Here is a 23,953-nt window from a genome sequence, read left to right on the forward strand (position 1 = left end):
TTGTTTTGGGAAAAAGCTTAAAGGAGAAAGAGCAAAGACCAAAGAAAATATTATAGACCCTGAAATAAATTCAGGGTGACGGCACGATTGAAACTAATGCAAAATATTAATCTGTGCAAATCTGTGTCTTCGTGCCTTTGTGGTCAACAATTACAGACCTTCTCCAAATTTATAAAACGGTGCCACAATTACCGGCAATTTACCTGTTGGTATTAAACGGTTGTTAATCACCGCTGCGGCAGAAATTTGCATGAAATCTTCTTTCTGGTAAGCCACAACTAAACCTTTGCTGTTTTCTAAACCAGATAAGCCTGCGAGGTTATATGGATTTGCAAATAAAGCAAAAACTGCATTTTTAGCCGATAATTCTTTAATAAAGTTTTTTACACCAGCATTTAGCGGAATGTTATTCGCAGGTCTTGATCTGCTATCGTGAATACCAACAATAACCTGGTCAAATGCACCGATTTCGCGGGCAATGTTCGAAATTTGTGTAGCACTTGCGTCTTTATCAAGCACATAGTAAACAGAGTTGTAATAACCTTTCGAAATCTCTTTCTGGAAAGTAGTTACAGAAGGAACGCCGATACTGATAATGGCTGTTCTCCTGATCGGAATTAAACGTTTAATATAATCCTTACCTTTTAACAAGGTTACTGATGCATTGGCCAGCTCCTGTACCAAAGCATTGCTCGAGTTACGGTTTACACCTGCAACCACGCCTTGGGTTACAATTGTATCGCGTTTAGCTAAACCAGCCCAGTATTTGGCGGTTAATATTTTACGCACACTTTGATCGATTTCTGCCATGCTTACACGGTCCTGCCTTACGGCTTTACGAACCAGTTTTATGGCCCTATCGCTATTTTCCGAAAGTTCTATAATGTCGTTACCGGCAATGATGCCCATTAAATCGGCTTCACCATCCTTGAAATATTTTACCACGCCTTTCATATCCATGGCATCAGAAATAATTAACCCCTTAAAACCTAATTTCTGCTTTAAAATGCCCGTAACAATAGGTTTAGATAAGGTAGAAGGCAAATTTGGTGTCGCATCTAACGAAGGAATGTTCATGTGGGCAATCATTACCCCGGAGGCACCTTGTTTAATCAGCTCTTTAAAAGGATACATCTCTAAAGTATCTAAACGCGTAGCCGAAAAAGTAAGTTGCGGAAGATCGTAATGCGAATCTACATCGGTATCTCCATGACCAGGGAAGTGTTTAAGCGTGGTTAATAAACCGCCATCCTGCATACCTTTCATATAGGCGGCAACCTTGGTGGCAACATTGTATTTGTTTTCGCCAAAAGAACGGTAATTGATTACAGGATTTTTGGGGTTGTTATTGATATCCGCATCAGGGGCCAGGTTCATCTGCATGCCCATGCGTTTGTAATCTTTAGCTACTTCAAGGCCCATTTTATATAATAGTTCCTTATTTTGGATGGCGCCCAACGTCATTTGATATGGGTAAGAAATAGTGCTATCCAAACGCATGCCTAAGCCCCATTCTCCGTCGTTTGCTACAATAAGCGGTACGCGGCTTAATTTCTGATAGGCGTTGGTGGCTAAAACCTGCCGGCCCGGGCCTCCCTGAAAAAAGATTACCCCGCCCAGCTGCTCTTTTTTGATCACCTGACCAACCGAATCGGTATATTTTTTACCCAGATTGGTATGTGCCCGCACAAAAAATAACTGCGCAATGCGTTCTCTACGGTTAAGTCTGTTAAATACCGAATCTACCCATTTCGGTTGATTGGCCAGTAATTCTAAATAGGTTTTTTGTTGTGCACTTACAGAAAATGCAGTGCCACAGAGGGCAATAAGTATAAATAAATTTTTTCTCACGTGTTTTGTTGTATCAGCTGCTAAATTAATCATCTAAGGCTTAATAAAACAAAAACCAATCCAAGTAATCGATTTAATACAATATGTTGTGAATCTTTACCTGTACATGCCCTTACCTTCGATAAAATCGACAACTTTATCAGGCAGAAAAAACTGTACATTTTTCTTCTCTTTTACAGCCTTACGGATAAAGGTTGAAGAAATTTCCATTAATGGGGTATTGGTAAAAGTAATTGCAGGATGGTTTTCCCACTCAGTTACATCAGCCCCAGGACGAGGATATACGTAAATCTGGTAGTTTTTTAACAGTACTTCGTAATTTTTCCATTTTTTGAAGGATACCAGGTTATCTGCACCCATAATGAGTACAAATTCCTTTTCAGGGTATTTCTCGTGGAGATAGGTTAAGGTATCAATAGTATATGAGGGTTGGGGCAATGCAAATTCAATGTCGCTCACACGGATGTGTTCTGCATTTTCTGTCGCCAGTTTTGCCATTTCCAAACGGTCGTACATATTGGTTAAACCACTTTTATCTTTTAATGGATTGTGTGGAGAAACCACCAGCCATACTTCGTCGAGCGCTGTATGATTGGCCATGTAATTGGCTATAATTAAATGTCCGGTGTGGATTGGGTTATACGAACCGAAGAAAAGACCGGTTTTAAGTTTACGATATTCTGTCCACATTTATTCAGTTTTCAGTTAACAGTTTGCGGTTTTCAGTTGCATTACGCCAATAAGCAGTTGCTTAAACAACACCATATTTTTCGGGGAAATTTATCATGTGGTTTAATAATTTTCCAACTTCGTCGCTTTGTAACGCTAGTTTTTCGTATTTGTCTTTAAGGATGTATTTACATTCGAATGCAAATTTTAACCAGCCTTTCGTTTCACTATTTTCCATATCACTATCAGATAGTTTACTGATAAAATGAGCTTTGTATCTGCGTTTTCTGTATGCTTCAACCAGACAAATATTGGTAGATCGGGACGATCTTCTAATCTGATCAGTCAAAGAGTAGGTTTCATCCTTGGGGAAAGTTTTACTAATCTCAAAAATATCCATAGCCAATTCAAACGACTTCTTATAAACTAATAAATCAGAAAAGTCGCCCATATTGACTCTTATATTTTATCGAATAATTTTCTTACACACCCAAAACTGAAAACTGAGAATTGCAAACTGTTAACTTTTCAAGAAATCCCCAACCAACTGCTCAGCCTCTGCACAGGCTGTAGCCAGGTCGTAATTTTTTAAAATCACATCAAATTTATCCGCGTAAAGCAGTTCTTTTTCAGCTTTGATAAAACGCTCCTGTAACTTCTCAGCGCTATCCGTTCCCCGGCCGCTTAAGCGTTCCTTTAATACCTCTAAAGAGGGTGGCTGAACGAAAATAGCCAGTGCATCTTCTTCATATTTTCTCTTCAAACGGATACCGCCTTCAACATCAATATCAAAAATTACATGTTTTCCGTCGTTCCAGATGCGTTCGATTTCCGAACGTAAAGTGCCATAAAAGGTTCCGTTATAAACCTCTTCAAACTCTACAAATTCCTGATGAGCAACTTTGTGTAAAAACTCTTCCTTACTGATAAAATAGTAATCGTTTTCGTGTTGTTCGGTTCCTCTCGACTCGCGTGTTGTGGCAGAAATAGAAAAGCTCAGTTCAGGAAACTTTTTTAATAAGTGGTGTACTATAGTGGTTTTACCTGCTCCTGATGGTGCCGAAAATATAATTAATTTGCCTTGCATTTTTAAAATTTTTGCGATTGGCGTCTGGCGTTAAGCGCTTATCGCTCTCCGCCTAACACTACAACACATTCAGTAACTGTTCTTTAATCTTTTCTAATTCTTCTTTCATCCCTACAACAAACTGCTGCATCTGGGCATCGTTCGCTTTAGCACCCATGGTATTAATTTCCCGTCCGATTTCCTGTGAAATAAAACCCATTTTTTTGCCGTTCGCTTCTTTGCTGGCTAAAGTTTGCAGGAAATAATCGCAATGGCTTTTTAAACGTGTTTTTTCTTCGGTGATGTCTATTTTATCAATGTAATAGATCAATTCCTGCTCAAAACGGTTCTGATCGATGTTTACTTTGCCAACTGCATCATCCAAAAACTGGGTAAATTTATCGCGGATAGCCGAAATCCTTTTAGGTTCGAGTTCCTCAACAGATTTAAAATAAGACAGGATATTCCTGATCCTCAATTCTAAATCGGCCTTTAAAACAGCACCTTCATCTTCCCTGAATTTATTGAAATTGGCCAGCGCCGAAGTAAAAATCTCAAATAAATGATTCCATTCATCTTCGCTTACACTTTCTTCCTTATAACTAATCACATCAGGAAAAGTTAAAGCCGTTTGCAACAGGTTGCTGCTTTCGGCTCCCAATTCGTTATTAACGGCAATAAGTTGCTTGTAATAGTGGCTTAGTAGTGCGGTATTGATCGTAGCGCCCGTAACTTCACCGTTGGTGCGTTCTACATTGATGCTTAAACTTACTTTTCCGCGTTCGATATCTTTACTGCAGATGTTGCGCAGGATCAGTTCTTTATCAGAAAAAGCTTTAGGGTATTTTAAATTAAGCTCCAGGAATTTACTGTTGAGCGATTTGATTTCGACACTATACTTTGCATTTGCATAATCGGCTGTTGCTAAGCCGTATCCTGTCATGGATTTTATCATGTGCAAAGATAGGGTTTTAAGCGGAAAGGAGAAATAATATTGCACAAGGGGATGGAATTGCGACAGGCTAAAGATGCGAAAACTATCTTCTTGACATTTTGAAAACGAATGTTCTCAATTTCTTCGGGAACTGCAGCCCCGCTTTTCATTACAAGTCCTCTCCCGATGAAAATCGGGATGCGGGCTTTTCATTTCAATCGGGTTTAGGTACAAAGTGGGGGGTATTTGGCTCGGGCCTATTCCCCACAAAGTGCCAACCGATGTGTTTAAACCTGATGGGAGTGAGCATCCCCGATTTTTCATCGGGATAAAACGGACAGCAGGGCTGGTTTAAGCCAAAAGTGCTGGAGCTCTCATTTTCCAATAGAAAGAAATATGACGTCATTTTTCGAGCATCTGTAAAATCGCATTAAACGTTTTTCGTTTCAATTCTTCTAAATCCTCTGCTACCAAACCTTTTACCTCAATAGCTTCGCCAAACAGAGTTTTAATCAATCCCGGGTTTAGCAAAAACGGATCTGTACGGGGCAAATGTGCCCTGCTGTTCAATATTGCAAATGGTAAAATCGGCGTTTGTGTTTCTATCGCCAAACGAAATGCCCCATCGTAAAACGGATTTAGAGGCTGATCAGATTTATTCATCGTTCCTTCCGGAAAAATCAAAATCGATTGTCCGTCGGCGAGATCTTTTCGCAGCTCGGCAACAGAATTGTCGCGGCTTTCCCTGCTGCTCCTGTCGATCATTACTACCAAACGCTTATAAATCCACCCAAACACAGGAATTTTAAGCATTTCGATTTTCCCCAGCGGACTAAAAGCCTGTGGGATACAGATTACAATGGCCACGGCATCCAAAAAAGAACTGTGGTTACCCACGTAAATGTATGATCTGGAAGTATCAATTTTTGTTCCATTGGCCGAAAACCAGAGGCAGGTTAACAGGCTAAAACCCCATGCCCAGGATTTTAAAAAATAGAATGAAATTTTTCTTCCCGTTTTTTCATTAAATGTAGCCGTACTGATGATAATGAATGGACAAACGATAATCATGAGCACGAAAAATATAATTGCCGAATACAATAAATAAAACCCGCCAAGTAGTTTTCTCATAGGGATTAACGTTTCTTTAACAGTTTGCAAGGTTAACAAATGTTAATTTTACAAAAAAATATTCGATAGATAAATATTTAATGCTCTTGATCTTAAACATCTCAAATGTTATTGTGATGTAACAATTAAAGCATACAGAAACAACAAAACCGGTTAACTGTTGCTTATTAAAGCTTCAGGAATTTATTTTTATTGCAAAAAGCACATTTCCATTACTAATTGAGCACTTCAATGATGAAGCACTTGAAAATAATTCTTACCCTCAGCATCCTCATACAGGGATTAACCATTAAAGCACAGGATTTTGTGCTGAAAGGTGTTGTGATAGAAAAAGGTTCGAATGTACGTGTAGCTTTAGCAGAAATTACGAATTTGCACAGTAAAATGGGCGCGCGTAGTAACGATATAGGGATGTTTCAATTGAAAGCAGGTATTGGCGATACCTTATTGGTTACCAAGAAAAATCTAACCGACCAAAAATTGGTTGTGGAATCGGGTAATGACCTGGTAATATACCTTGTAAGGGGAAGTACGATGCTCGAAGAAGTTACGGTTAAAGGCCAGACGAAAAAACAGGAGATGGAAGGGATTAAGAGAGATTTTAGACGAAATGGTTCGTTTTTCGAAGGTAAACCACCATTAATTCTCTTAAGTCCATTTGGTGGCAGTCCACTTACATTTTTCTACGAATTATTTGGGAAAACACCAACCAGGGCTCGTAACTTTAACCGGTATTACAAAAAGGAACTGGGTTTGCTCGAAGTGGATAAATTCTTTAACAAAACCCTGGTTACAGATAATACAACATTAACAGGGAAAGACCTCGACAAATTTTTGCTCGATTATTACCCAACCCGAAGCATGGTAAACAGTTGGAACAACTACGATGCCGTTAAATACATCAAAGAATCGGCTAAGCAATACACCGATACCTTGAAACACACAAATTAGCTACACAATGAAAAACTTTAAATTTGCCATCATACTTCTCGTTCTTACCTCAATCGGCTTTATATCGAAAGCACAGGAATTTATCATTAAAGGTGTAGTGATTGAAAAAGGTTCGAATATCAGGATTGCCTTATCAGAAATTACTAACCTGCGTACTGGCGTTGGTGTAGGTAGTAATGATATTGGTATGTTTCAGCTAAAAGCTAAAATAGGGGATACTTTATTGGTAATTAAAAGGGATTTGATTGATCAGCGAGTGGTAGTAAACAGCGAAAAAGACCTCGTAATTTACCTGGTTAGGGGAAGTACCACTTTAGCAGATGTAACCATCGTTGGTAATACGAAAAAGCAGGATTTGGACGATATTAAGCGTGAATTCAGAAATAAAGGCGTTTATAATGGAGGAAAAACAACTTTTTTGTCGGCGATATTCAGTCCGTTAAATGCCTTGTATAATCTGATTGGTACCGATCCTAAAAATGCCCGTAGGTTTGGCCGATACGCTGATAACGAAATCAAACAATCGCAGATTGATGTTTACTTCAATCAAACCATGATTAAAAACAATACCGAACTACGAGGTGATACACTTGAGAAATATATGCTAAACTGCCGTCCTGAATTTGATAAAGCCCAATATTGGAACAGCTACGATTATATTAAATACATTAAAGAATCTTCGAAGAAATTTACGGATACGTTGGGAAAGGGGAAGTAGGTTTAGTCCTCAGTCCAGAGTATTTAGTCCTGAGTCGACTTAAGATCAGTTTTGAGTTGGGAGTTTTGAGTTGAGAGTCAGGCGGTCCGAAGTTTAAGTTGTTAATCTGGCCAACATCTTTTTTAGCATGAAAGACCCTGAAATAAATTCAGGGTGACGACAAACTTTAATAGCTACCCAACAATTTAACAATCCCAGCAATAAAGCAATTGCTAATAGACGAGTTGAAATAAAATTAGGCTTACAAACAATTAACCAATTAACCGCTTAACCCCCTGAGCGTAGTCGAAGGGTATAAAGTTAACCAAATCCCCCAATAAACAATTGACAGGTGAACTAATGAACTTCTAAATACTCAACGCTTCGCAAGCCTTCTCTGCGGCTAATTTCTCTGCATTTTTCTTGTTGTAATCCCTTCCGGTACCATATTGTTCGCCCTCTACAATGGCACTGATGGTAAACAGTTTGGCACTTTCGCCTTCACCGTTTTGTACCAATTCGAACATTACATCTTTGCCGTGGCGCTGGCACCATTCGATAAGTTTACTTTTGAAATTGGTTTCGGTAAGTTCGAGGGTGTGGATATCGATATGCGGTTTTACGATCCTGCGCAATAAAAACTCTTTGGTAAAGTTGTAGCCCTTATCCATGTAAATGGCGCCTACAATTGCTTCGAAAGCATCGCCCAGCATCGAATTATGCTTGGTTTGAATGCTTACCGAACGCTGGTCAAACTGAATAAGTTTATCGAAACCGATTTTTTTTGCCAACTGGTTTAAATTAGCACGGTTTACGATTTTCGAACGCATTTCGGTAAGGAAACCTTCTTCTTTGTACGGATAGTGCTTAAAAAGCAGCTCGGCAATTACCGAGCCTAAAACTGCATCGCCGAGAAACTCAAGTCGCTCGTTGCTGCTCCTGCTTCCGTTTTTTAAAACTTTTGCAACAGAACGGTGCCTGAACGCCATTTTATAAAGCGTAACATTACCTGGAACAAAGCCTAAAATATTTCTCAGCTTTTTAACAAACTCCTTTTCAGGAGAGAGATAGAGTTTATATAATTTTAATATCGGCATTAAATAAATAACACAATTAACGGCTAATTAGCATATTTAACTAAGTTATCTATTTTTAATTAGCATACAAAATTATATAGCAGCGCTGTTTTAAATTAATCTTCGTATTTCTTGAAAATCACAGAAGCGTTATGGCCACCAAAACCAAATGTATTACTTAAAGCTGCCCTAACGGTACGTTTTTGCGCTTTGTTAAAAGTAAAATTCAATTTAGGGTCAAATGCAGGATCATCTGTAAAGTGATTAATTGTTGGAGGAACAATATCATTTTTAACAGAAAGGATTGCTGCAATAGCTTCAATAGCTCCGGCTGCACCCAAAAGGTGACCCGTCATCGATTTGGTAGAACTGATGTTTAAACGATAAGCATCTTCACCAAACAATGTACCAATGGCTTTGGTTTCACTAATATCGCCCAGTGGCGTAGAAGTACCGTGTACATTGATATAATCTATATCAGCAGTTGTTAAACCAGCATCTTTTAGTGCATTGGTCATTACCATTCGGGCACCTAAACCTTCAGGATGTGGTGCTGTGATGTGATTAGCATCGGCACTCATACCACCGCCAACAAGTTCTGCATAAATTTTTGCACCCCTTGCCTTAGCATGTTCAAGTTCTTCTAAAATAATGGTTCCTGCACCTTCACCAGCTACAAATCCGTCACGGTCTTTATCAAAAGGACGTGATGCAGTTGCCGGATCATCGTTACGTGTAGATAATGCATGCATGGCATTAAAACCACCCATACCTGCTTCGTTAATAATTGCTTCAGAACCACCGCTGATGATAACATCGGCCATACCCAAACGGATATAGTTAAATGCATCGATCATTGCGTTTGTAGAAGAAGCACATGCCGAAACAGTTGCAAAATTTGGCCCACGCAGGCCGTATTTGATAGAGATATGCCCTGGAGCGATATCCACGATCATTTTTGGAATAAAAAACGGATTGTATCTTGGTGTGCCGTCTCCTTTGGCAAAATTCGAAATTTCATCCAGAAAAGTTTTCAGTCCACCTATACCCGCACCCCAGATTACGCCGATTCGGTTGGTATCTAGTTTCTCAAAATCAAAACCACCATCCTTTACAGCCTCTTCTGTTGATACAAGGGCATATTGTACAAACGGATCTAATTTGCGGGCTTCCTTTTTATCCAAAAAATCTTCCGGATTAAAGTTTTTTACTTCGCAAGCAAATTTAGTCTTAAACTTTTCAGTGTTAAAACCCTTAATAGGAGCAGCGCCACTCACCCCGTTAGTCAATCCTTCCCAAAAATCGGGAACATTATTGCCTATAGGAGTGAGCGCACCCAACCCTGTTACTACTACTCTTTTTAATTCCATTTATACTGAAAAAGCGTATTCTATTTAACGTTTTTTTCCAAATAAGCAATCGCCTGACCAACTGTACCGATGGTTTCAGCCTGATCATCAGGAATAGCTACATTGAATTCTTTTTCAAATTCCATAATCAACTCTACGGTATCTAAAGAATCTGCACCTAAATCGTTGGTGAATGAAGCCTCTGGCGTAACTTCGCTTTCGTCAACACCTAGTTTTTCTACGATAATAGCCTTAACTCTTGAAGCAATATCAGACATAATTTTATAATTTAATGGTTAAATAATTCTGTGCAAAGAAAAATAAATTCTTACAATTTTCAAATGTTTTTATTTCGATACGTAATTTTGGTATCTCAATAACACAGCGAATATAGAATTAGTTTTTTAATTTCGTTCTGTAAATAATTTATTTCGCTTTGAATAAGACTTACCTAAAACTTACCTTAGACCTTGATTTTATACTAATTGCGATCACAGCGCCCCTAAAAGACTATGTGCTTTGCCACAAAATTAATACCCGGCTTAACACACAATTTGAAAAAATAGAAGATCACGAAATATTTTTTAATATCGACGAACCAGCCTGGTCTTTCTCTAAATATTACTTTTTTGTAGAGCAGGGCGAGGTAGAATACTACCTGATATGCAATAAAAGCAGCGATGGTTTTTTAATTCCGGAGATGAATAAGGTAGATTTTTTTATTATCATTAAAGAATTTATCGATAAGGAAGATCTTGATTATCTGATCAATGGGTTGAATAAACTGCCTGATATTCAGGTGGCTGCAAAAATAGATCCTGCTAAGTTAAAGAACAGGGAGAATTTGGTAATATAAAAATTATATACTTGGTGTATTAAATACACTATATTTGACGGTTACAAACAAAGAACAAAAGAACAAAATATATAAAATTTAATGCAGTTTGATTATTTTAGATAATAATTAATGCTTTCTTAAACTGCATTGCTAAAAATCAATTAAATTAAATGAAACCTTTTCATTCGAGAACTAAAATTGTTGCAACGCTTGGGCCTGCATCAGCAAAACCAGATGTATTATATAGTATGTTTAATGCTGGGTTGGATGTTTGCCGGTTAAACTTTTCACACGGATCGCAGGCAGATCACCAGGCGGTTTTGGATACCATCCGCGATTTAAACAAAAAATACGATTATAATGTAGGTATCCTTGCCGATTTACAAGGTCCTAAAATCCGTATTGGTTTAGTAAAAGAAGGTGGCATTAACCTCATCAACGGCAAAACTACCATAATTACAACCAACGAATGTATTGGTAACGAAGAGCGTATTTACATCACTTACCAAAACTTCCCTCAGGATGTTCAGGCAGGCGAAATTATCCTTTTGGATGATGGAAAACTGCAGATGAAAGTTTTATCTACCAACTTAAAAGATGAGGTTGTTTGCGAAATTGTTCACGGTGGTATTTTAACTTCAAGAAAAGGTGTAAACCTTCCAAATACTAAAGTTTCTATCCCTTCTTTAACCCCTGAAGATCGCGAAAACTTAGAGTTTGTATTAGAAAATGATGTAGAATGGATCGGTTTATCTTTTGTGCGTAAGGCCGAAGATATTATCGAACTTAAAAAGATTATTGCTGAGCGTGGTAAAACTGCCCGCGTAATTGCTAAAATAGAAAAACCAGAGGCTATTGCCAACATCGACGAAATTATTGCCGCAACCGATGGTATTATGGTTGCCCGTGGCGATTTGGGTGTTGAATGTCCGATGGAAGAAGTACCATTGTTACAGAAAATGATAGTTGCCAAATGTAGGGCAGCTTCTAAACCTGTAATTGTGGCTACACAGATGTTAGAAAGCATGATTACTACCCCACGCCCAACGCGTGCAGAGGTAAATGATGTGGCCAACTCCGTATTAGATGGTGCTGATGCGGTAATGTTAAGTGGGGAAACTTCGGTAGGAGAATTTCCATTGATCGTTATCGAAACCATGCAGAAAATTATTCAGAACATTGAGCAGAACAATTATCCGTTCAATCCTGATAAATTTTTAAAACCAAAATCTCCATCTTTTTTAAGCGATGCGATTTGCGATTCGGCCTGTTTCTTAGCGAAACAAACCAATGCTGTGGGTATCGTATCGATGACTTTGAGCGGTTATACTGCTTTCGAAATCTCGAGCCACAGACCAGAAGCTTTAACATTCATTTTTACCAGTAACAGGGCCTTATTAAATGCTGTAAGTTTACTTTGGGGTGTTAGGGGTTTCTATTACGATAAGTGGGAAAGTACTGATAACACGATTATTGAGGTTAACGAATTCTTAAAAAGCAAGAAACTGGTTAAACAAGGCGATATTGTGATCAATACTGCTGCTATCCCAATGGAAGCAAAAGGTAAAACCAACATGTTAAAAATTACGGTTATAGATTAATTTCTGACAGATATTTTAAGAAATGCTCCCGGTTTTGCATCGGGAGCATTTTTTTTACCAATAAAAAATATATTTTTGCAACCCAACACGGAGAGGTGTCTGAGTGGTCGAAAGAGCAAGCCTGGAAAGTTTGTATACTGGCAACGGTATCGAGGGTTCGAATCCCTCCCTCTCCGCAAATTATTAACTCACTTCAATAGCATAATTGCAAATGAAATATAGTTACCAAATTGCTTTTTTATCAAGGGTAATTGCGCCAACATTGTAAGCATAAACTGCTGCTGGTAAAAAAGTAAGCTCTATTTCTTCGTTTGTTTTATTTCCCAGAATATCAATTGTGGTTACTACCGATGCCTTAAAGTCATTTCTTTTGCAGAAAAATAAAAGGCTTTCTAATTCGCGCGGTTTATCATAATATCGGTTGCTCCATTTTATCTCCACACACCATTGTGGTTTAAAGAGTTTATCATCGATAGATACCATGTCTACTTCTCCTTCTGAGCGCCCCATTTTCCATCTGGCGTATTTTAGGTTCATATTATCTCTATGCATCCATTGAGAAAATATTGCTGTTTCAACCATATTACCTGTTTCCTGGTCTGATTCTTCAATTGGAGAAAACAAGGCGGTTCTTAAAGATGGATTGGTAAGGTAAACTTTAAAACTTGTGATCCTTTTGAATTTTTTTGCATTATCATCAACCTTGTTAATAACCTTTACTAAGAAAGCTGCTTCAAGATATTCAAGATATTTTTTAATCGTCTCTTTTTGTATTCCACTGTCTTTAGATAGCCTTTCAAATGAAAACTCGTTCCCTGTATTATATGCCAAATAGCTAAAAAAACTGTTTAATTCCTGAACATCTTTGATCCCATACAGGCTTGGCAAATCTCTTAAAAGAACTTTGTCAACAATATCATTCTTAATATAACGGCCCATATCACTTTGGATTTTTTCTGAAAGTACTACTTCAGGATATCCCCCAAAGTTCAGATAATGGAAGAATTCCTTATTAAGTGCCCTGTGATCGTGTGTAGTATAGTAAGGGATTTTTTTTCCGCTATACAGGATTTCCTTTTGCTGGATTAAATTGCTTAATCCTTTAAGATGAATATATTCATGAAAAGTTAATGGAGGGAGCATGAAATCGGTAAATCTCCCGGCTCCGCTCTCCGAACTTTGGAGTTTTAAGGCTGCGGCTGCAGAACCCGAAACAACGAATTTGGTTTCAGGATATTGATCTACTAACACTTTTAAATGTCGCTCCCAATCTTTAAGATATTGTATTTCATCAAAGAAAACAAAACAACCAGCTAAAGAATCTAATTGAACAGCATCTTTTGCCAAAATCAGCAGGTCTTCCAACCCCATTTGCATGTATATCGGATTATCGATTCCTATGAAAAAAATTTTTTGTGGATTTATCTTTTCCTTTATCAGTTGTTCAATGGTATGAAACATCATTACCGTTTTCCCCACACGTCGAGGCCCCATAAGCACAACAGCTCTTTTTATATCAGTTTCTTTAACATGAGGATAGAAGAGATTAAAATACAAACGTCTCGACATTTTTTTATAAATCTCCTGCACCTCATTTGTTCTCCACCAGGGATTTTCGTACTGAAGACGCTCAATTCTTTTTTCTGTTGGAATAGTATTATTGAAGTTCATAAATATTCTTATTTATACGTAAATGTAAAAATAAGAATATAAATAATAGCTTATTTTTACATAAATGTAATTATAAGTAGCTTTAATTGAAATTTATCGCTTATTTAATTTAGGTAAGAATACTTTTCATCAGGTATGAAGATAAGGTTTTAAGCATTTGATACCTTCGGTTGTGAATGGATTAGCTTAGCATTTGCTTATAAAAATAACCCATTCGTTGTAAGGATAACGCCGATCCTCATATCAATATTGCGTTTTGAAAAATATACCCTAAAAACATTGATTTCGTGGTTTTTAGCTTATACTTTTGGATTTGTTCCTTTAAAAAAAGTGATTAATAGAAACAGATTTCTTCAAGATAAAAACAGCAATAATATGGGCAATTATTTAATTGGTTTTCAGGAAATCGACAGGTCAGATATTTTAACAGTTGGAGGGAAGGGAGCCAATTTAGGAGAACTATCCAAAATTGAAGGTATAACCGTACCTGATGGTTTTTGCATTACCACCGAAGCTTACCAAAAGATAATAGAAAACAATCAGGAAATTAAAACCTTGTTCAGTCAACTGGTAGATGTTAAAGCCGAAAATCGGGTTGAGATTGCTGAAGTTGGCAGAAAAATAAGGGATGTTATTCAAAATATAACGGTTCCGACAGATATAGCTATCGAAATTGAAGATTACATCAGGAGTTTTGACGAAAATGAAGCATTTGCAGTAAGATCAAGTGCCACAGCAGAAGATCTCCCTGCAGCATCATTTGCAGGTCAGCAGGATACTTATTTGAATATTATTGGTGTACAATCTGTTTTATCCCATATCAGTAAATGCTGGGCATCTCTGTTTACCGATCGTGCTATTATTTATCGCATTCAGAATTATATCGATCATCACAAAGTTCAGCTTTCGGTAGTGGTGCAGAAAATGATTTTTCCCGAAGCAGCAGGAATTCTGTTTACAGCCGATCCAATTACCGGTAATCGAAAGGTATTGTCTATAGATGCCGGTTTCGGACTCGGAGAGGCCATGGTTTCAGGTCTGGTAAATGCTGATAATTATCGGGTTCAACATCACCATATTATCGACAAGAAAATATCTGCCAAGAAACTGGCTGTTTATGCTATTAAAAGTGGCGGTACGGTTTCGAAAGAGATTAAAGCCGGACAACAAAATCAGCAAGCGTTAACAGATGAACAGATTTTACGCCTCGAAAATATAGGACGAAAAATTGAAACACATTTCGGCCGGCCACAGGATATTGAATGGTGCCTGGCTAATGGTTTATTTTATATTGTACAAAGCAGGCCGATTACTACATTGTATCCAATTCCCTTCCGACCTGATTATCCGGGCCGGCCTGAAGCTGATGACCAGGAAAATCACGTTTATATATCTGTTGGTCACCAGCAGATGATGACCGACCCGATGAAACCCTTAGGCTTATCTTTATGGCAATTACGAGCAGCAAGGCCCATGTTTAAAGCAGCCGGACGGTTGTTTGTAGATGTAACAGATAGCCTGACCACGCCTACAGGTACAGAAAACCTGTTGGAAGCCATGGGGCAACACGATCCGCTGATCAAAGATGCATTGATCAATATTGCAGCACGTGGTTTTATAAAATTATTACCTGATGATAGAAAAGGTCCTGCTCTTGTTAAAAGCACTAAGGGCTTATCTTCAGTAGATATTTTAGCACAGGTGGGAAATGATCCGGCCCTTGTTTCTGAGCTGATCAAAAATAGTGAAGCATCATTAGCATTATTAAAGCAGAAGATCCAAACGAAATCGGGAACTGATTTATTTGATTTTATTGTGGAGGATATCGAAAAATCAAAAAAGATGATATTTGATGCTAAGCACATGGGCGTGATCATCGCTGCAATGAATGCTGCCTCGTGGATCAATGAAAAAATGGATAAATGGCTTGGTGAAAAAAACGTAGCTGACGTCCTTTCCCAGTCCGTATCAAACAATATTACTTCAGAAATGGGACTGGAGCTACTCGATGTTGCAGATATACTCCGCCCTTATTCCGAAATTACCAGTTATTTAAAAGAGGTAAAAGACGATCATTTTTTGGATAAACTGCTTCAGTTTGATGGTGGTGCGATAGTTAAAAATGCCATTGAAACCTATCTGGACAAATACGGTATGCGCTGTGCCGGTGAAATCGATATTACCAATACACGCTGGAGTGAAAAACCGGCCATATTGATTCCGGTTATCCTGAGCAATATCAAAAATTTTGAATCCGGTGCCGCAAAACGAAAATTCGAAAAAGGGCTGGAAGAAGCTTTAAAAAAAGAAAAACAGCTGGTAGATAAGCTTGCCCAACTGCCGGATGCAGCGCAAAAAATCCGTGAAACAAAAGAAATGATCAGCTTGCTCCGTAATTTTGCGGGTTATCGCGAATATCCTAAATATGGAATTGTTAGGCGTTTCTTCGTTTATAAAAAGGCTTTATTGAAAGAAACGGAAAAACTGGTGCAAGCTGGTATTATTCAGGAAAAAGATACTGTTTATTACCTTACTTTTGAAGAATTAAGGGAAGTTGTGCTGACGAATAAAATTGATTTACAGTTGATTACTGAGCGAAAAGAAGAATACAGGCTCTTCGAAAAACTGAATCCGCCACGTGTAATTACATCGGATGGTGAAATTATAACCGGGAAATACAAACATGAAAACCTTCCTGCGGGAGCGATTGCAGGTTTAGCCGTTTCTTCCGGAATAATAGAGGGTAGGGCCCGTGTACTCCATAATATAGAAGATGCCGATTTAGAAGATGGGGATATATTGGTAACTACTTTTACCGACCCAAGCTGGACGCCATTATTTGTAGCCATAAAAGGTCTGGTTACCGAAGTTGGCGGCTTAATGACGCATGGTGCTGTTATTGCCCGCGAATATGGCCTGCCTGCAGTTGTGGGAGTAGAAAATGCTACCAAACTGATTAAGGATGGACAGCGGATCAGGGTAAATGGTTCGGAGGGTTATATCGAACTACTCTAATTTTAAAATATACCCAAAAGCGCAATCAGCATTTTTGGGTATTAGATTCTAACTATTTTCTGATCGAAATAAACGTTTGTAAAATAACAGATGTCATTACAAAAGCTAAGCCGATATAAAAAGATAAATTCAGCTCTTTGCCCTCGTTAAAAAATAAAAAAGCCAGTATAATGGAATATACAGGTTCGAGGTTGAAACTCAGGTTTACTGTAAATGCAGAAATCCTTTTCAAAGATTCGGCAAACAGAACGTACAGGCCAACGGTGCAAAAAGAAGCCAGTAAAATCAGTAAGCTGTATCTTTCCAATTTGGAATGATGCTTTCAACCGGAAAGAAATGCAGATAAACCGGAAGTAAAATGCCTAAACCAATTGTACCACCAAGCATCTGGTAATAGTTAATCAGCCTGCTATCGTACACTTTAACCAGTCTTTCGTTATAAATGGTATAAAGCGCTGCAAATGCTGATGCTATCACGCCTAAACCAATTCCCAGTTGAAAAGAAGAATCGAAATGGAAAATCAGGGCTATGCCGAAAAGGGTGAGCAAACTCAATAAAAGTTCGGATAGGTTAAACTTTTGCCTGTTGATTATTGGTGAAAAAACTGCAGTGAAAAAACTGGTTAAACAATAACACACCACACCAACCGAAATATTCGAATACTTGATACTGGCGTAAAAAAACACCCAGTGTACAGTAATAAACATCCCGATTTTAGCGATATCAAACTTTTCTTTGAGCTTAATATTGGTTGCAACCTTAAACAGTTTTAAAACCAGCAATAAAATAATAGTCGAGAAGAATACCCTATACCAAACCAAAAGACCTTCGTTAAGGGAAATAAGTTTACCGAAGATGCCGGTAAAACCTGCAAGTATTACCGCAAAGTGTAATACCAGATATGATTTTTTCATAAAAAAAACTAGCTGTCGGCCCAAGAGGGCAGAAATTAATAAATAAATTGTTTGGGCAAAGTTTAAATACCGGTAATAAACCAGCACCATGCCACTATATAGCAATGCTATTTATTAAGGTGTTGGAGGAGGAAGACAGCTCTTTCTGTTCATATCTGTTGTTTATGCTAAAGTAGTAAATTTAACTGAAAAAGTGGGGGTGTTTGGCGATAAGCGTTTAAAGTTTGCTTTTTGCTTGTGTTAATTAGTCGGAGGTCAGATGTCCGAAAGTCTGAAGTAAGTAGAATCGCCCTCCACTCAGCGCCCCACGCTCCCCGCTCCAATTTTGTATCACGATTAATACCAATCATTTCCCAAAACAGTATTATTTTTATCGCAAGATTAACTAACATGATAAATAAATATTGGCTTACCGTAACGGCTTGTACTTTGGCCATTGCGGCAAATGCTCAGCAAAAGGCTTTAACCGTAAGCGATTACGAGAGGGCGGAAAGTTTTATGAGCTATAACACCGCAAAGTATATCGACAATGCCAACGTACAACCAAACTGGCTCGAAGGCGATAAATTTTGGTACAGTACCAAAACCAATGGTAACGAACAAACTTTTCTGGTCGATCCGGCAAAGAAAACCAAAACCCCAACTACCGAATATAAAGGAGGCGAAACTCCGTCGCGCCGCATGGGTGGCCGAAATGAAGTTTTATCACCCGACGGAAAAAAAGCCATTTTAATTAAAGACTATAATTTATTCGTTAAGGATATAGCTTCTGGAAAATTAACACAGCTCACTACCGATGGTATTAAGGATTACGGTTATGCTACCGACAATGCCGGCTGGAAACATAGCGATGCCCCTATTTTACGCTGGTCGCCGGATTCGAAAAAGATTGCAACCTTTCAGCAGGATCAACGCAATTCGAAAGACATGTACCTGGTTACCACAAATGTAGGCGCACCGGTACTAAAGGCATGGAAATATCCCTTGCCAGGCGATAAACAGATTGCAACCATTAGAAGGGTAATTATTGATGTAGAAAACCCGAAAGTAATTTCGCTAAATATTCCGGCCGATCAGCACCGTGCAACTTTGAGCGATGATATTTCGAGCAGCGGTACTTTCGACGATATCGATTGGAAAGCAGATGGATCAGAAGTCGCTTTTTTATCTACCTCACGTGATCATAAAAACGAGAAATTCCGTATTGCCAATGCCACAACCGGAGCGGTAAGGGAAGTTTTCGAAGAAACAGTAAAAACACAGTTTGAATCTGGCCAGGGAGCCATTAACTGGCGTTATCTTCCGGCGTCCAAAGAAATTATCTGGTATTCGGAAAGGGATAACTGGGGACATCTTTATTTATACGACGCTACAAATGGAAAAGTAAAAAACCAGATCACCAAAGGTGATTTCGTGGTTTCGCGTTTAGTTAAAGTTGACGAAAAAGCACGTACATTATATTTCTACGCTAACGGACGCGAAAAAGGCAATCCCTATTTCAGTTACCTGTATAAAATCGGTTTCGACGGAAAAAATTTAACCCTTTTAACCCCTGAAGCGGGAAATCACCAGGTGGTATTTTCTCCATCATTCAAGTATTTTGTAGATAGTTATTCGCAACCTGATGTACCAGCAGTTACTGTATTAAGGAGCATCGACGGAAAACTGATCAATACTTTAGAAAAAGCGGATGTTTCGCGCTTAACCGCTACTGGCTGGAAAGCCCCAACCCCGGTTTCGCTTAAAGCCAAAGATGGCAAAACCGATATTTATGGTTTGGTTTTTACACCCACAAAAATGGATGCCAGTCAGAAATATCCCGTTATCGATTATATTTACCCAGGTCCGCAGGGTGGTAGCGTTGGCAGCTGGGCATTTGCAGCTTCGCGAGGCGATAATCAATCGCTGGCCGAATTAGGCTTCATTGTGGTGGTGATTGAGGGTACAAGTAACCCCGACCGGTCTAAAAGTTTTCATGATATGAGCTATGGCAACATGGCCGAAAATACTTTACCTGATCAGATTGCAGCCATCAGGCAGCTTGCTGCAAAATATCCTATCGATACTACAAAAGTGGGTATCTGGGGCCACTCAGGTGGTGGTTTTGCCACTGCTGCGGCCATGTTCCGTTACCCTGATTTTTTTAAAGTGGGTATTTCTGAATCGGGTAACCACGATAACAGAAACTACGAGGATGATTGGGGCGAACGTTATAACGGTTTGGTAGAAAATTCGGATTATGAAGCACAGGCCAACCAGAATTATGCTAAAAACCTTAAAGGAAAACTGATGCTTGTACATGGTATGATGGACGATAACGTACCGCCGTACAATACTTTATTGGTAGTAGAGGCATTGGAAAAAGCGAATAAATCTTTCGACCTCGTTATTTTCCCGAACAGTGCACATGGTTATGGCACCTATTCGCCATACATGATGCGCCGCCGCTGGGATTACTTTGTACAACATCTCTTAGGTGCAGAGCCGCCTAAAGATTACCAGATGAAAGGCCCTTCAGCAAGATAATTTTTTAAGAGCAACTTTAACCGGTTGCTCTTTTTGTATATTGTACTAAACAAAGCTCCTTTTGGGTGGTTTAATTCGTAAACAATAATCATGGGAAAATCCAGAGATCAGAATAACGTAATCATTACCGGCACTACCGGTATGGTTGGCGAAGGTGTATTGATGCAGTGCCTCAACAACCCCGAAATTGACAGCGTTCTGGTGATTAACCGCAAATCGAATGGTTATACGCATCCAAAATTAAAAGAGATTATCCACGCTGATTTTTTTGATTTTTCCAGTATAGAGAATCAGCTGGCGGGCTATAATAGCTGTTTTTTCTGTTTGGGGATTACTTCGGTAGGCGTTGATCCTGACACGTATTATAAGATGACCTATACCTTAACTATGCATGTAGCAGAAAAATTAAGTAAACTCAATAATGATATGACTTTTTGTTATGTTTCGGGCGGGGGAACGAATGAGAACGGCCGGTTAAAATGGGCTCAGGTAAAAGGCAAAACGGAAAATGATTTGATGAAATTACCTTTCGAACAGGTTTTTAACTTCCGTCCGGGTTTTATTAAACCTTTACCGGGACAAAAATATGCACATAAATTCTACAGGTACATCAATTGGTTATTTCCTTTAGGAAGGGCCATTTATCCCAATGGTTTTTGTACCATGGCAGAATTAGGCCAGGCGATGATCAATACATTAAGCCATCATGATGAAAAGCGAATAGTAGAAGGAAAAGACATCATTGCATTGGCTAAAGAATAAGCTCAGATACCGTTAAGGCACCCGAGCTCATCTTCAACTGGTTAAGGATTTGGTTTTGGTTAATTGATTATTTTGGGTTAATATAAGGCTGCTGTTGCGTCTTTATCTTTTTGCGACAATACCGTTGCGCCCGAATTGCATTGGCCACCATTCATCAACGATAAGGCGTCGGTTCCGGTAACACCAGGAACATTTGTTGCAGTAGATTCGCCCTGTGCTGCCCAGTTGGTATGCCTGAACGAAATACAGTGACCAAATTCGTGACAAATGGTTCGTGCGCGCTGGGCAAATGAATTACTTGCGATAGCGGTTTTATTGATGCGGACAAGTGCACCTGCACTTCCTCCCGAAGGAAATTGGGCCTGGCCGCAGGTCACGAATCCCGGAGGCGCTGCTAAAGCTTCGTTTTTAATTAAAATATCGTACGGAGCTGTGGTTACAATACTAAAACGCAATGTAGAATTTGGTACGCCATTCCATTGAGCAATTGCACTGTTGATCTCGCTGCTCATGGATGTCATAGATGGATCTACAAAAATCCTGATATTCAGTTTTTTTGTGGCGCTTACAATACTTCCCGTATAATATTGTTCGATTTTTGTTCCAGCGCCGCCAGCTGGTATCTGCATGTCTTTAGGAAATAGAATATCTTCCTCTACAACAAATTCATTTCCGTTATCCACAATACTTGAGGCAGGGAAGCCCAGATCTTTAATGTATTGCAAAACTTTGTCCGCATTTTTTACAGTTTCCTGGGGCGCTGTTTCTGCTGATTCCTGGTTTTTTTTACAGGCTGCAATTACCAGTGCAACCATCGCAACGATTGCGATTCTTTTTAGGTTTTTTTTCATGAGGTTTAGGTTAGTTAATCCTTAAGTGCTGATGAAACAAATGTAACAGAACCTGTTACATTAAATTTTGTGGCGGATGGAATTTTACACGAAAACTTAATTAGTATGCGTTGTAAAAGTTTAAAACTGCATTTGTATTTAAAAATTTACACGAACAATCCGTATTAAAGATAATATTTTAATTAAACCGGAGTTGTAGAAGCTGATTTATATGGATAACGGAAATAAAAAAGTTTTAAAAAATTTATTTTTATCCTGGTTTTTAGACTGCCATAGGGTTGTCAGTTGCCTGTATTTTCTTTGTGTAACTAAAACAAAAAGACATGGTACAGGAACAATTATTCGCAGAAACAATGGAAGAAACTTCTCTTGTTTATTTAATGAAAAATTATGCAAACTATAATTTCTGGGCAAATTTAACTTTGATAAACTGGTTAAAAAAACATCCTGAGCAATTATTGGAGCAAGAAGTATTATCGAGTTTTAAAAGTATTAAATTAACGCTCGCCCACATTTTACAGACACAGGAATATTGGTACTCAATCCTGGCCAAAACCGAATTTGAGCATCGCGAATATGGAAATCTGAACGATATTTTTGATTCCCTGTTGAAACAGTCAGAAAATCTGGCGCTTTATGTTACCGCAATCAGTGAAGAAAGGTTTAATGAAACTACAGAAATCCAGAGTCCCTGGTTTACTTCCGATTTCCAGAATTTTGAATACGTGCTGCACGTTTTTAACCACAGTACGTATCATAGAGGCCAGATCATTACCATTTGCCATAACCTGGGGATAACCGGAGCGCCTATGACGGATTATAATTTCTATAATGTGATGGCGAAATAGAATCTATTTCCTGTAAAAAAAAATAAAGCCTGTTAAACATGCATCGTCAATGAGTGTTTAACAGGCTTTTTATATGAACTAAGTTTCTGATTACTTTTTATTGTCGTACTTTCTTTGATTGTCTTTGTTGGATGTCTGATCAGAGCGTTGGCCACCACCATTGGTAATGCCCTGGATTTTTTTATCCGTTTTAACATCATGATTTGCCCGATCTGCGATTGAACTGCCCTGAACCGTAGGGTTGTTTTTTGGTGTGCCTGTATTTTTCATAACTGTAAAATTTAGTGAATAAATTGCAGAGCGCTATAATTACAACCAATGGGCTTTGGATAAGTTTTGATTTTTTGAAAGTTGTGGTAGTCAAAGAAAATCTATCTAAGATAGATCTCTCCGTTCCGTTTCGTTCCAGTCGAGATGACCGAAGCGTGGAAGTTGCAAAAACCAGTTAACCAATTTAAACAGTTAACCAATTAACCCCTTTTAATACATCAAAAATATCGTAGGCTTTTTATGCAGATCTATTTCTTCTTTGCGCCAGTTATAAACGCTTTGTGTTTTAATAAACTCATCTTCTGCAGTAAGATTGCTTGCCACGCAAATCTGTGTATTTGGCTTGCAGCTTTTTAATACCTCTTCAAAAAGCTGGTTGTTGCGAAAAGGGGTTTCGATAAAAATCTGCGTTTGTTTATAACGGCTGGCCGATAAATCCAGGTCTTTAATCCTCTTTGTGCGCTGTTCCTTATCGATAGGCAGATATCCCCAGAAAGCAAAACTCTGTCCGTTAAAACCCGAAGCCATTAAAGCCAGCAATATCGAACTTGGTCCTACCAGTGGTACTACTTTAATACCCCGTTTATGTGCTTCAGCTACAATATCTGCACCCGGATCGGCAATACCCGGGCAGCCTGCCTCACTCATTAGCCCAACATCTTTTCCGGCATTAAGCTCAACAAAAAACTGGCCTAAATCAGTCCGGTTATGTTTGCCGTAATCGTGTACAATCAGATCTTTCTGCGGGGTTTTTAAACCAGCTTCTTTTAAAAAGCGGCGTGCAGTTTTACTATTTTCTACAATGTAGGTGTCGATCTGGTTAATGGTATCAACCAGATAAGGGGTAAACGTTTTGTGTGCTACCTCTTCGGCCAATGGTACGGGAATAAGGTATAAGGTGCCTTTTTGCATGCCACAAAAATACTCACAAT

The 23,953-nt window shown here is 38.6% G+C and carries 23 protein-coding genes and 1 tRNA gene; 9 read left to right on the forward strand and 15 right to left on the reverse strand.

Features of this window, described 5'->3' with window-relative positions; all coding sequences use genetic code 11:
- Positions 1-150: 150 nt before the first annotated feature.
- From DRW42_RS04045 to DRW42_RS04070, 6 genes are all read right to left on the reverse strand, one after another.
- Positions 151-1,884: a glycoside hydrolase family 3 protein gene (locus DRW42_RS04045; protein ID WP_167437787.1), complete on the reverse strand. Its 1,734-nt coding sequence runs from the start codon at positions 1,882-1,884 to the stop codon at positions 151-153.
- Positions 1,885-1,947: 63 nt separating this feature from the next.
- Positions 1,948-2,541 carry a nicotinate (nicotinamide) nucleotide adenylyltransferase gene (gene nadD / locus DRW42_RS04050; protein ID WP_113947562.1) on the reverse strand — a complete coding sequence of 198 codons (594 nt, stop codon included), beginning with the start codon at positions 2,539-2,541 and terminating at the stop codon, positions 1,948-1,950.
- A gap of 61 nt (positions 2,542-2,602) precedes the next feature.
- Positions 2,603-2,971: a four helix bundle protein gene (locus DRW42_RS04055; RefSeq protein ID WP_113947563.1), complete on the reverse strand. Its 369-nt coding sequence runs from the start codon at positions 2,969-2,971 to the stop codon at positions 2,603-2,605.
- Positions 2,972-3,040: 69 nt separating this feature from the next.
- On the reverse strand, positions 3,041-3,607 hold the full coding sequence (gmk, locus tag DRW42_RS04060) for a guanylate kinase (RefSeq protein WP_113947564.1): 567 nt from the start codon (positions 3,605-3,607) through the stop codon (positions 3,041-3,043).
- Positions 3,608-3,665: 58 nt separating this feature from the next.
- Positions 3,666-4,529: a YicC/YloC family endoribonuclease gene (locus tag DRW42_RS04065; RefSeq protein ID WP_113947565.1), complete on the reverse strand. Its 864-nt coding sequence runs from the start codon at positions 4,527-4,529 to the stop codon at positions 3,666-3,668.
- 393 nt (positions 4,530-4,922) lie between these two features.
- Complete coding sequence (locus DRW42_RS04070; RefSeq protein WP_113947566.1) at positions 4,923-5,651, reverse strand: lysophospholipid acyltransferase family protein; 729 nt, start codon at positions 5,649-5,651, stop codon at positions 4,923-4,925.
- A gap of 231 nt (positions 5,652-5,882) precedes the next feature.
- Between DRW42_RS04070 and DRW42_RS04075 the strand changes: the two genes are divergently transcribed.
- Together DRW42_RS04075 and DRW42_RS04080 are read left to right on the forward strand one after the other, a co-directional pair.
- A complete protein-coding gene (locus DRW42_RS04075; protein ID WP_113947567.1) occupies positions 5,883-6,602 on the forward strand; it encodes a hypothetical protein in 720 nt (239 codons plus the stop codon).
- A 7-nt stretch (positions 6,603-6,609) separates the two neighbouring features.
- Positions 6,610-7,320, forward strand: coding sequence for a hypothetical protein (locus DRW42_RS04080; protein WP_113947568.1), 711 nt, complete (start codon positions 6,610-6,612; stop codon positions 7,318-7,320).
- 347 nt (positions 7,321-7,667) lie between these two features.
- Here DRW42_RS04080 and rnc read toward each other — a convergent pair whose 3' ends face one another.
- From rnc to DRW42_RS04095, 3 genes are all read right to left on the reverse strand, one after another.
- Complete coding sequence (gene rnc, locus DRW42_RS04085) at positions 7,668-8,396, reverse strand: ribonuclease III (protein ID WP_113947569.1); 729 nt, start codon at positions 8,394-8,396, stop codon at positions 7,668-7,670.
- 95 nt (positions 8,397-8,491) lie between these two features.
- Positions 8,492-9,745, reverse strand: coding sequence for a beta-ketoacyl-ACP synthase II (fabF, locus tag DRW42_RS04090; protein WP_025145352.1), 1,254 nt, complete (start codon positions 9,743-9,745; stop codon positions 8,492-8,494).
- Positions 9,746-9,765: 20 nt separating this feature from the next.
- Complete coding sequence (locus DRW42_RS04095) at positions 9,766-10,002, reverse strand: acyl carrier protein (protein WP_008508386.1); 237 nt, start codon at positions 10,000-10,002, stop codon at positions 9,766-9,768.
- A gap of 158 nt (positions 10,003-10,160) precedes the next feature.
- On the opposite strand from DRW42_RS04095, the gene DRW42_RS04100 reads away from it, so the two are divergent.
- The 3 genes from DRW42_RS04100 (at position 10,161) to DRW42_RS04110 (ending at position 12,339) form a co-directional block, all read left to right on the forward strand.
- Entirely contained in the window at positions 10,161-10,580 is a 420-nt protein-coding gene (locus DRW42_RS04100) for an IPExxxVDY family protein (RefSeq protein WP_113947570.1), read from the forward strand.
- 152 nt (positions 10,581-10,732) lie between these two features.
- A complete protein-coding gene (gene pyk, locus DRW42_RS04105) occupies positions 10,733-12,163 on the forward strand; it encodes a pyruvate kinase (RefSeq protein WP_113947571.1) in 1,431 nt (476 codons plus the stop codon).
- Between the two features lie 89 nt (positions 12,164-12,252).
- Positions 12,253-12,339: transfer RNA gene (locus tag DRW42_RS04110), tRNA-Ser, on the forward strand.
- 46 nt (positions 12,340-12,385) lie between these two features.
- Here DRW42_RS04110 and DRW42_RS04115 read toward each other — a convergent pair.
- Positions 12,386-13,720, reverse strand: coding sequence for an ATP-binding protein (locus DRW42_RS04115; protein WP_208643492.1), 1,335 nt, complete (start codon positions 13,718-13,720; stop codon positions 12,386-12,388).
- Positions 13,721-14,209: 489 nt separating this feature from the next.
- On the opposite strand from DRW42_RS04115, the gene ppsA reads away from it, so the two are divergent.
- Positions 14,210-16,849, forward strand: a complete 2,640-nt coding sequence (ppsA, locus tag DRW42_RS04120; protein ID WP_113947795.1) for a phosphoenolpyruvate synthase — start codon at positions 14,210-14,212, stop codon at positions 16,847-16,849.
- Between the two features lie 52 nt (positions 16,850-16,901).
- Here ppsA and DRW42_RS29185 read toward each other — a convergent pair whose 3' ends face one another.
- The gene (locus DRW42_RS29185) at positions 16,902-17,156 is read right to left on the reverse strand and encodes an EamA family transporter (RefSeq protein ID WP_244215180.1); all 255 of its coding nucleotides are present in this window, start codon (positions 17,154-17,156) and stop codon (positions 16,902-16,904) included.
- Positions 17,135-17,764, reverse strand: coding sequence for a DMT family transporter (locus DRW42_RS04125; protein WP_244215181.1), 630 nt, complete (start codon positions 17,762-17,764; stop codon positions 17,135-17,137). The genes DRW42_RS29185 and DRW42_RS04125 overlap by 22 nt, the downstream gene beginning before the upstream one ends.
- A 390-nt stretch (positions 17,765-18,154) precedes the next feature.
- Here DRW42_RS04125 and DRW42_RS04135 point away from each other — a divergent pair, with 390 nt between their 5' ends.
- Both DRW42_RS04135 and DRW42_RS04140 read left to right on the forward strand, forming a co-directional pair.
- Positions 18,155-20,290, forward strand: a complete 2,136-nt coding sequence (locus DRW42_RS04135; protein WP_113947574.1) for a S9 family peptidase — start codon at positions 18,155-18,157, stop codon at positions 20,288-20,290.
- Positions 20,291-20,380: 90 nt separating this feature from the next.
- On the forward strand, positions 20,381-21,052 hold the full coding sequence (locus tag DRW42_RS04140) for an NAD-dependent epimerase/dehydratase family protein (protein WP_113947575.1): 672 nt from the start codon (positions 20,381-20,383) through the stop codon (positions 21,050-21,052).
- A gap of 77 nt (positions 21,053-21,129) precedes the next feature.
- Here DRW42_RS04140 and DRW42_RS04145 read toward each other — a convergent pair whose 3' ends face one another.
- Positions 21,130-21,903: a M57 family metalloprotease gene (locus DRW42_RS04145; protein ID WP_113947576.1), complete on the reverse strand. Its 774-nt coding sequence runs from the start codon at positions 21,901-21,903 to the stop codon at positions 21,130-21,132.
- Positions 21,904-22,226: 323 nt separating this feature from the next.
- Here DRW42_RS04145 and DRW42_RS04150 point away from each other — a divergent pair, with 323 nt between their 5' ends.
- Entirely contained in the window at positions 22,227-22,751 is a 525-nt protein-coding gene (locus tag DRW42_RS04150) for a DinB family protein (protein ID WP_208643493.1), read from the forward strand.
- Between the two features lie 90 nt (positions 22,752-22,841).
- Here the strand turns inward: DRW42_RS04150 and DRW42_RS04155 are convergent, their stop codons facing one another.
- Together DRW42_RS04155 and DRW42_RS04160 are read right to left on the reverse strand one after the other, a co-directional pair.
- The gene (locus tag DRW42_RS04155) at positions 22,842-23,021 is read right to left on the reverse strand and encodes a hypothetical protein (RefSeq protein WP_090765130.1); all 180 of its coding nucleotides are present in this window, start codon (positions 23,019-23,021) and stop codon (positions 22,842-22,844) included.
- A gap of 210 nt (positions 23,022-23,231) precedes the next feature.
- Positions 23,232-23,933 (reverse strand): SAM-dependent methyltransferase, encoded by a 702-nt coding sequence (locus DRW42_RS04160; protein WP_113947577.1) that lies wholly within the window; start codon positions 23,931-23,933, stop codon positions 23,232-23,234.
- Between the last annotated feature and the right edge of the window lie 20 nt (positions 23,934-23,953).

Source organism: Pedobacter miscanthi (genome assembly GCF_003315595.1).
GTDB classification, from domain to species: domain Bacteria; phylum Bacteroidota; class Bacteroidia; order Sphingobacteriales; family Sphingobacteriaceae; genus Pedobacter; species Pedobacter miscanthi.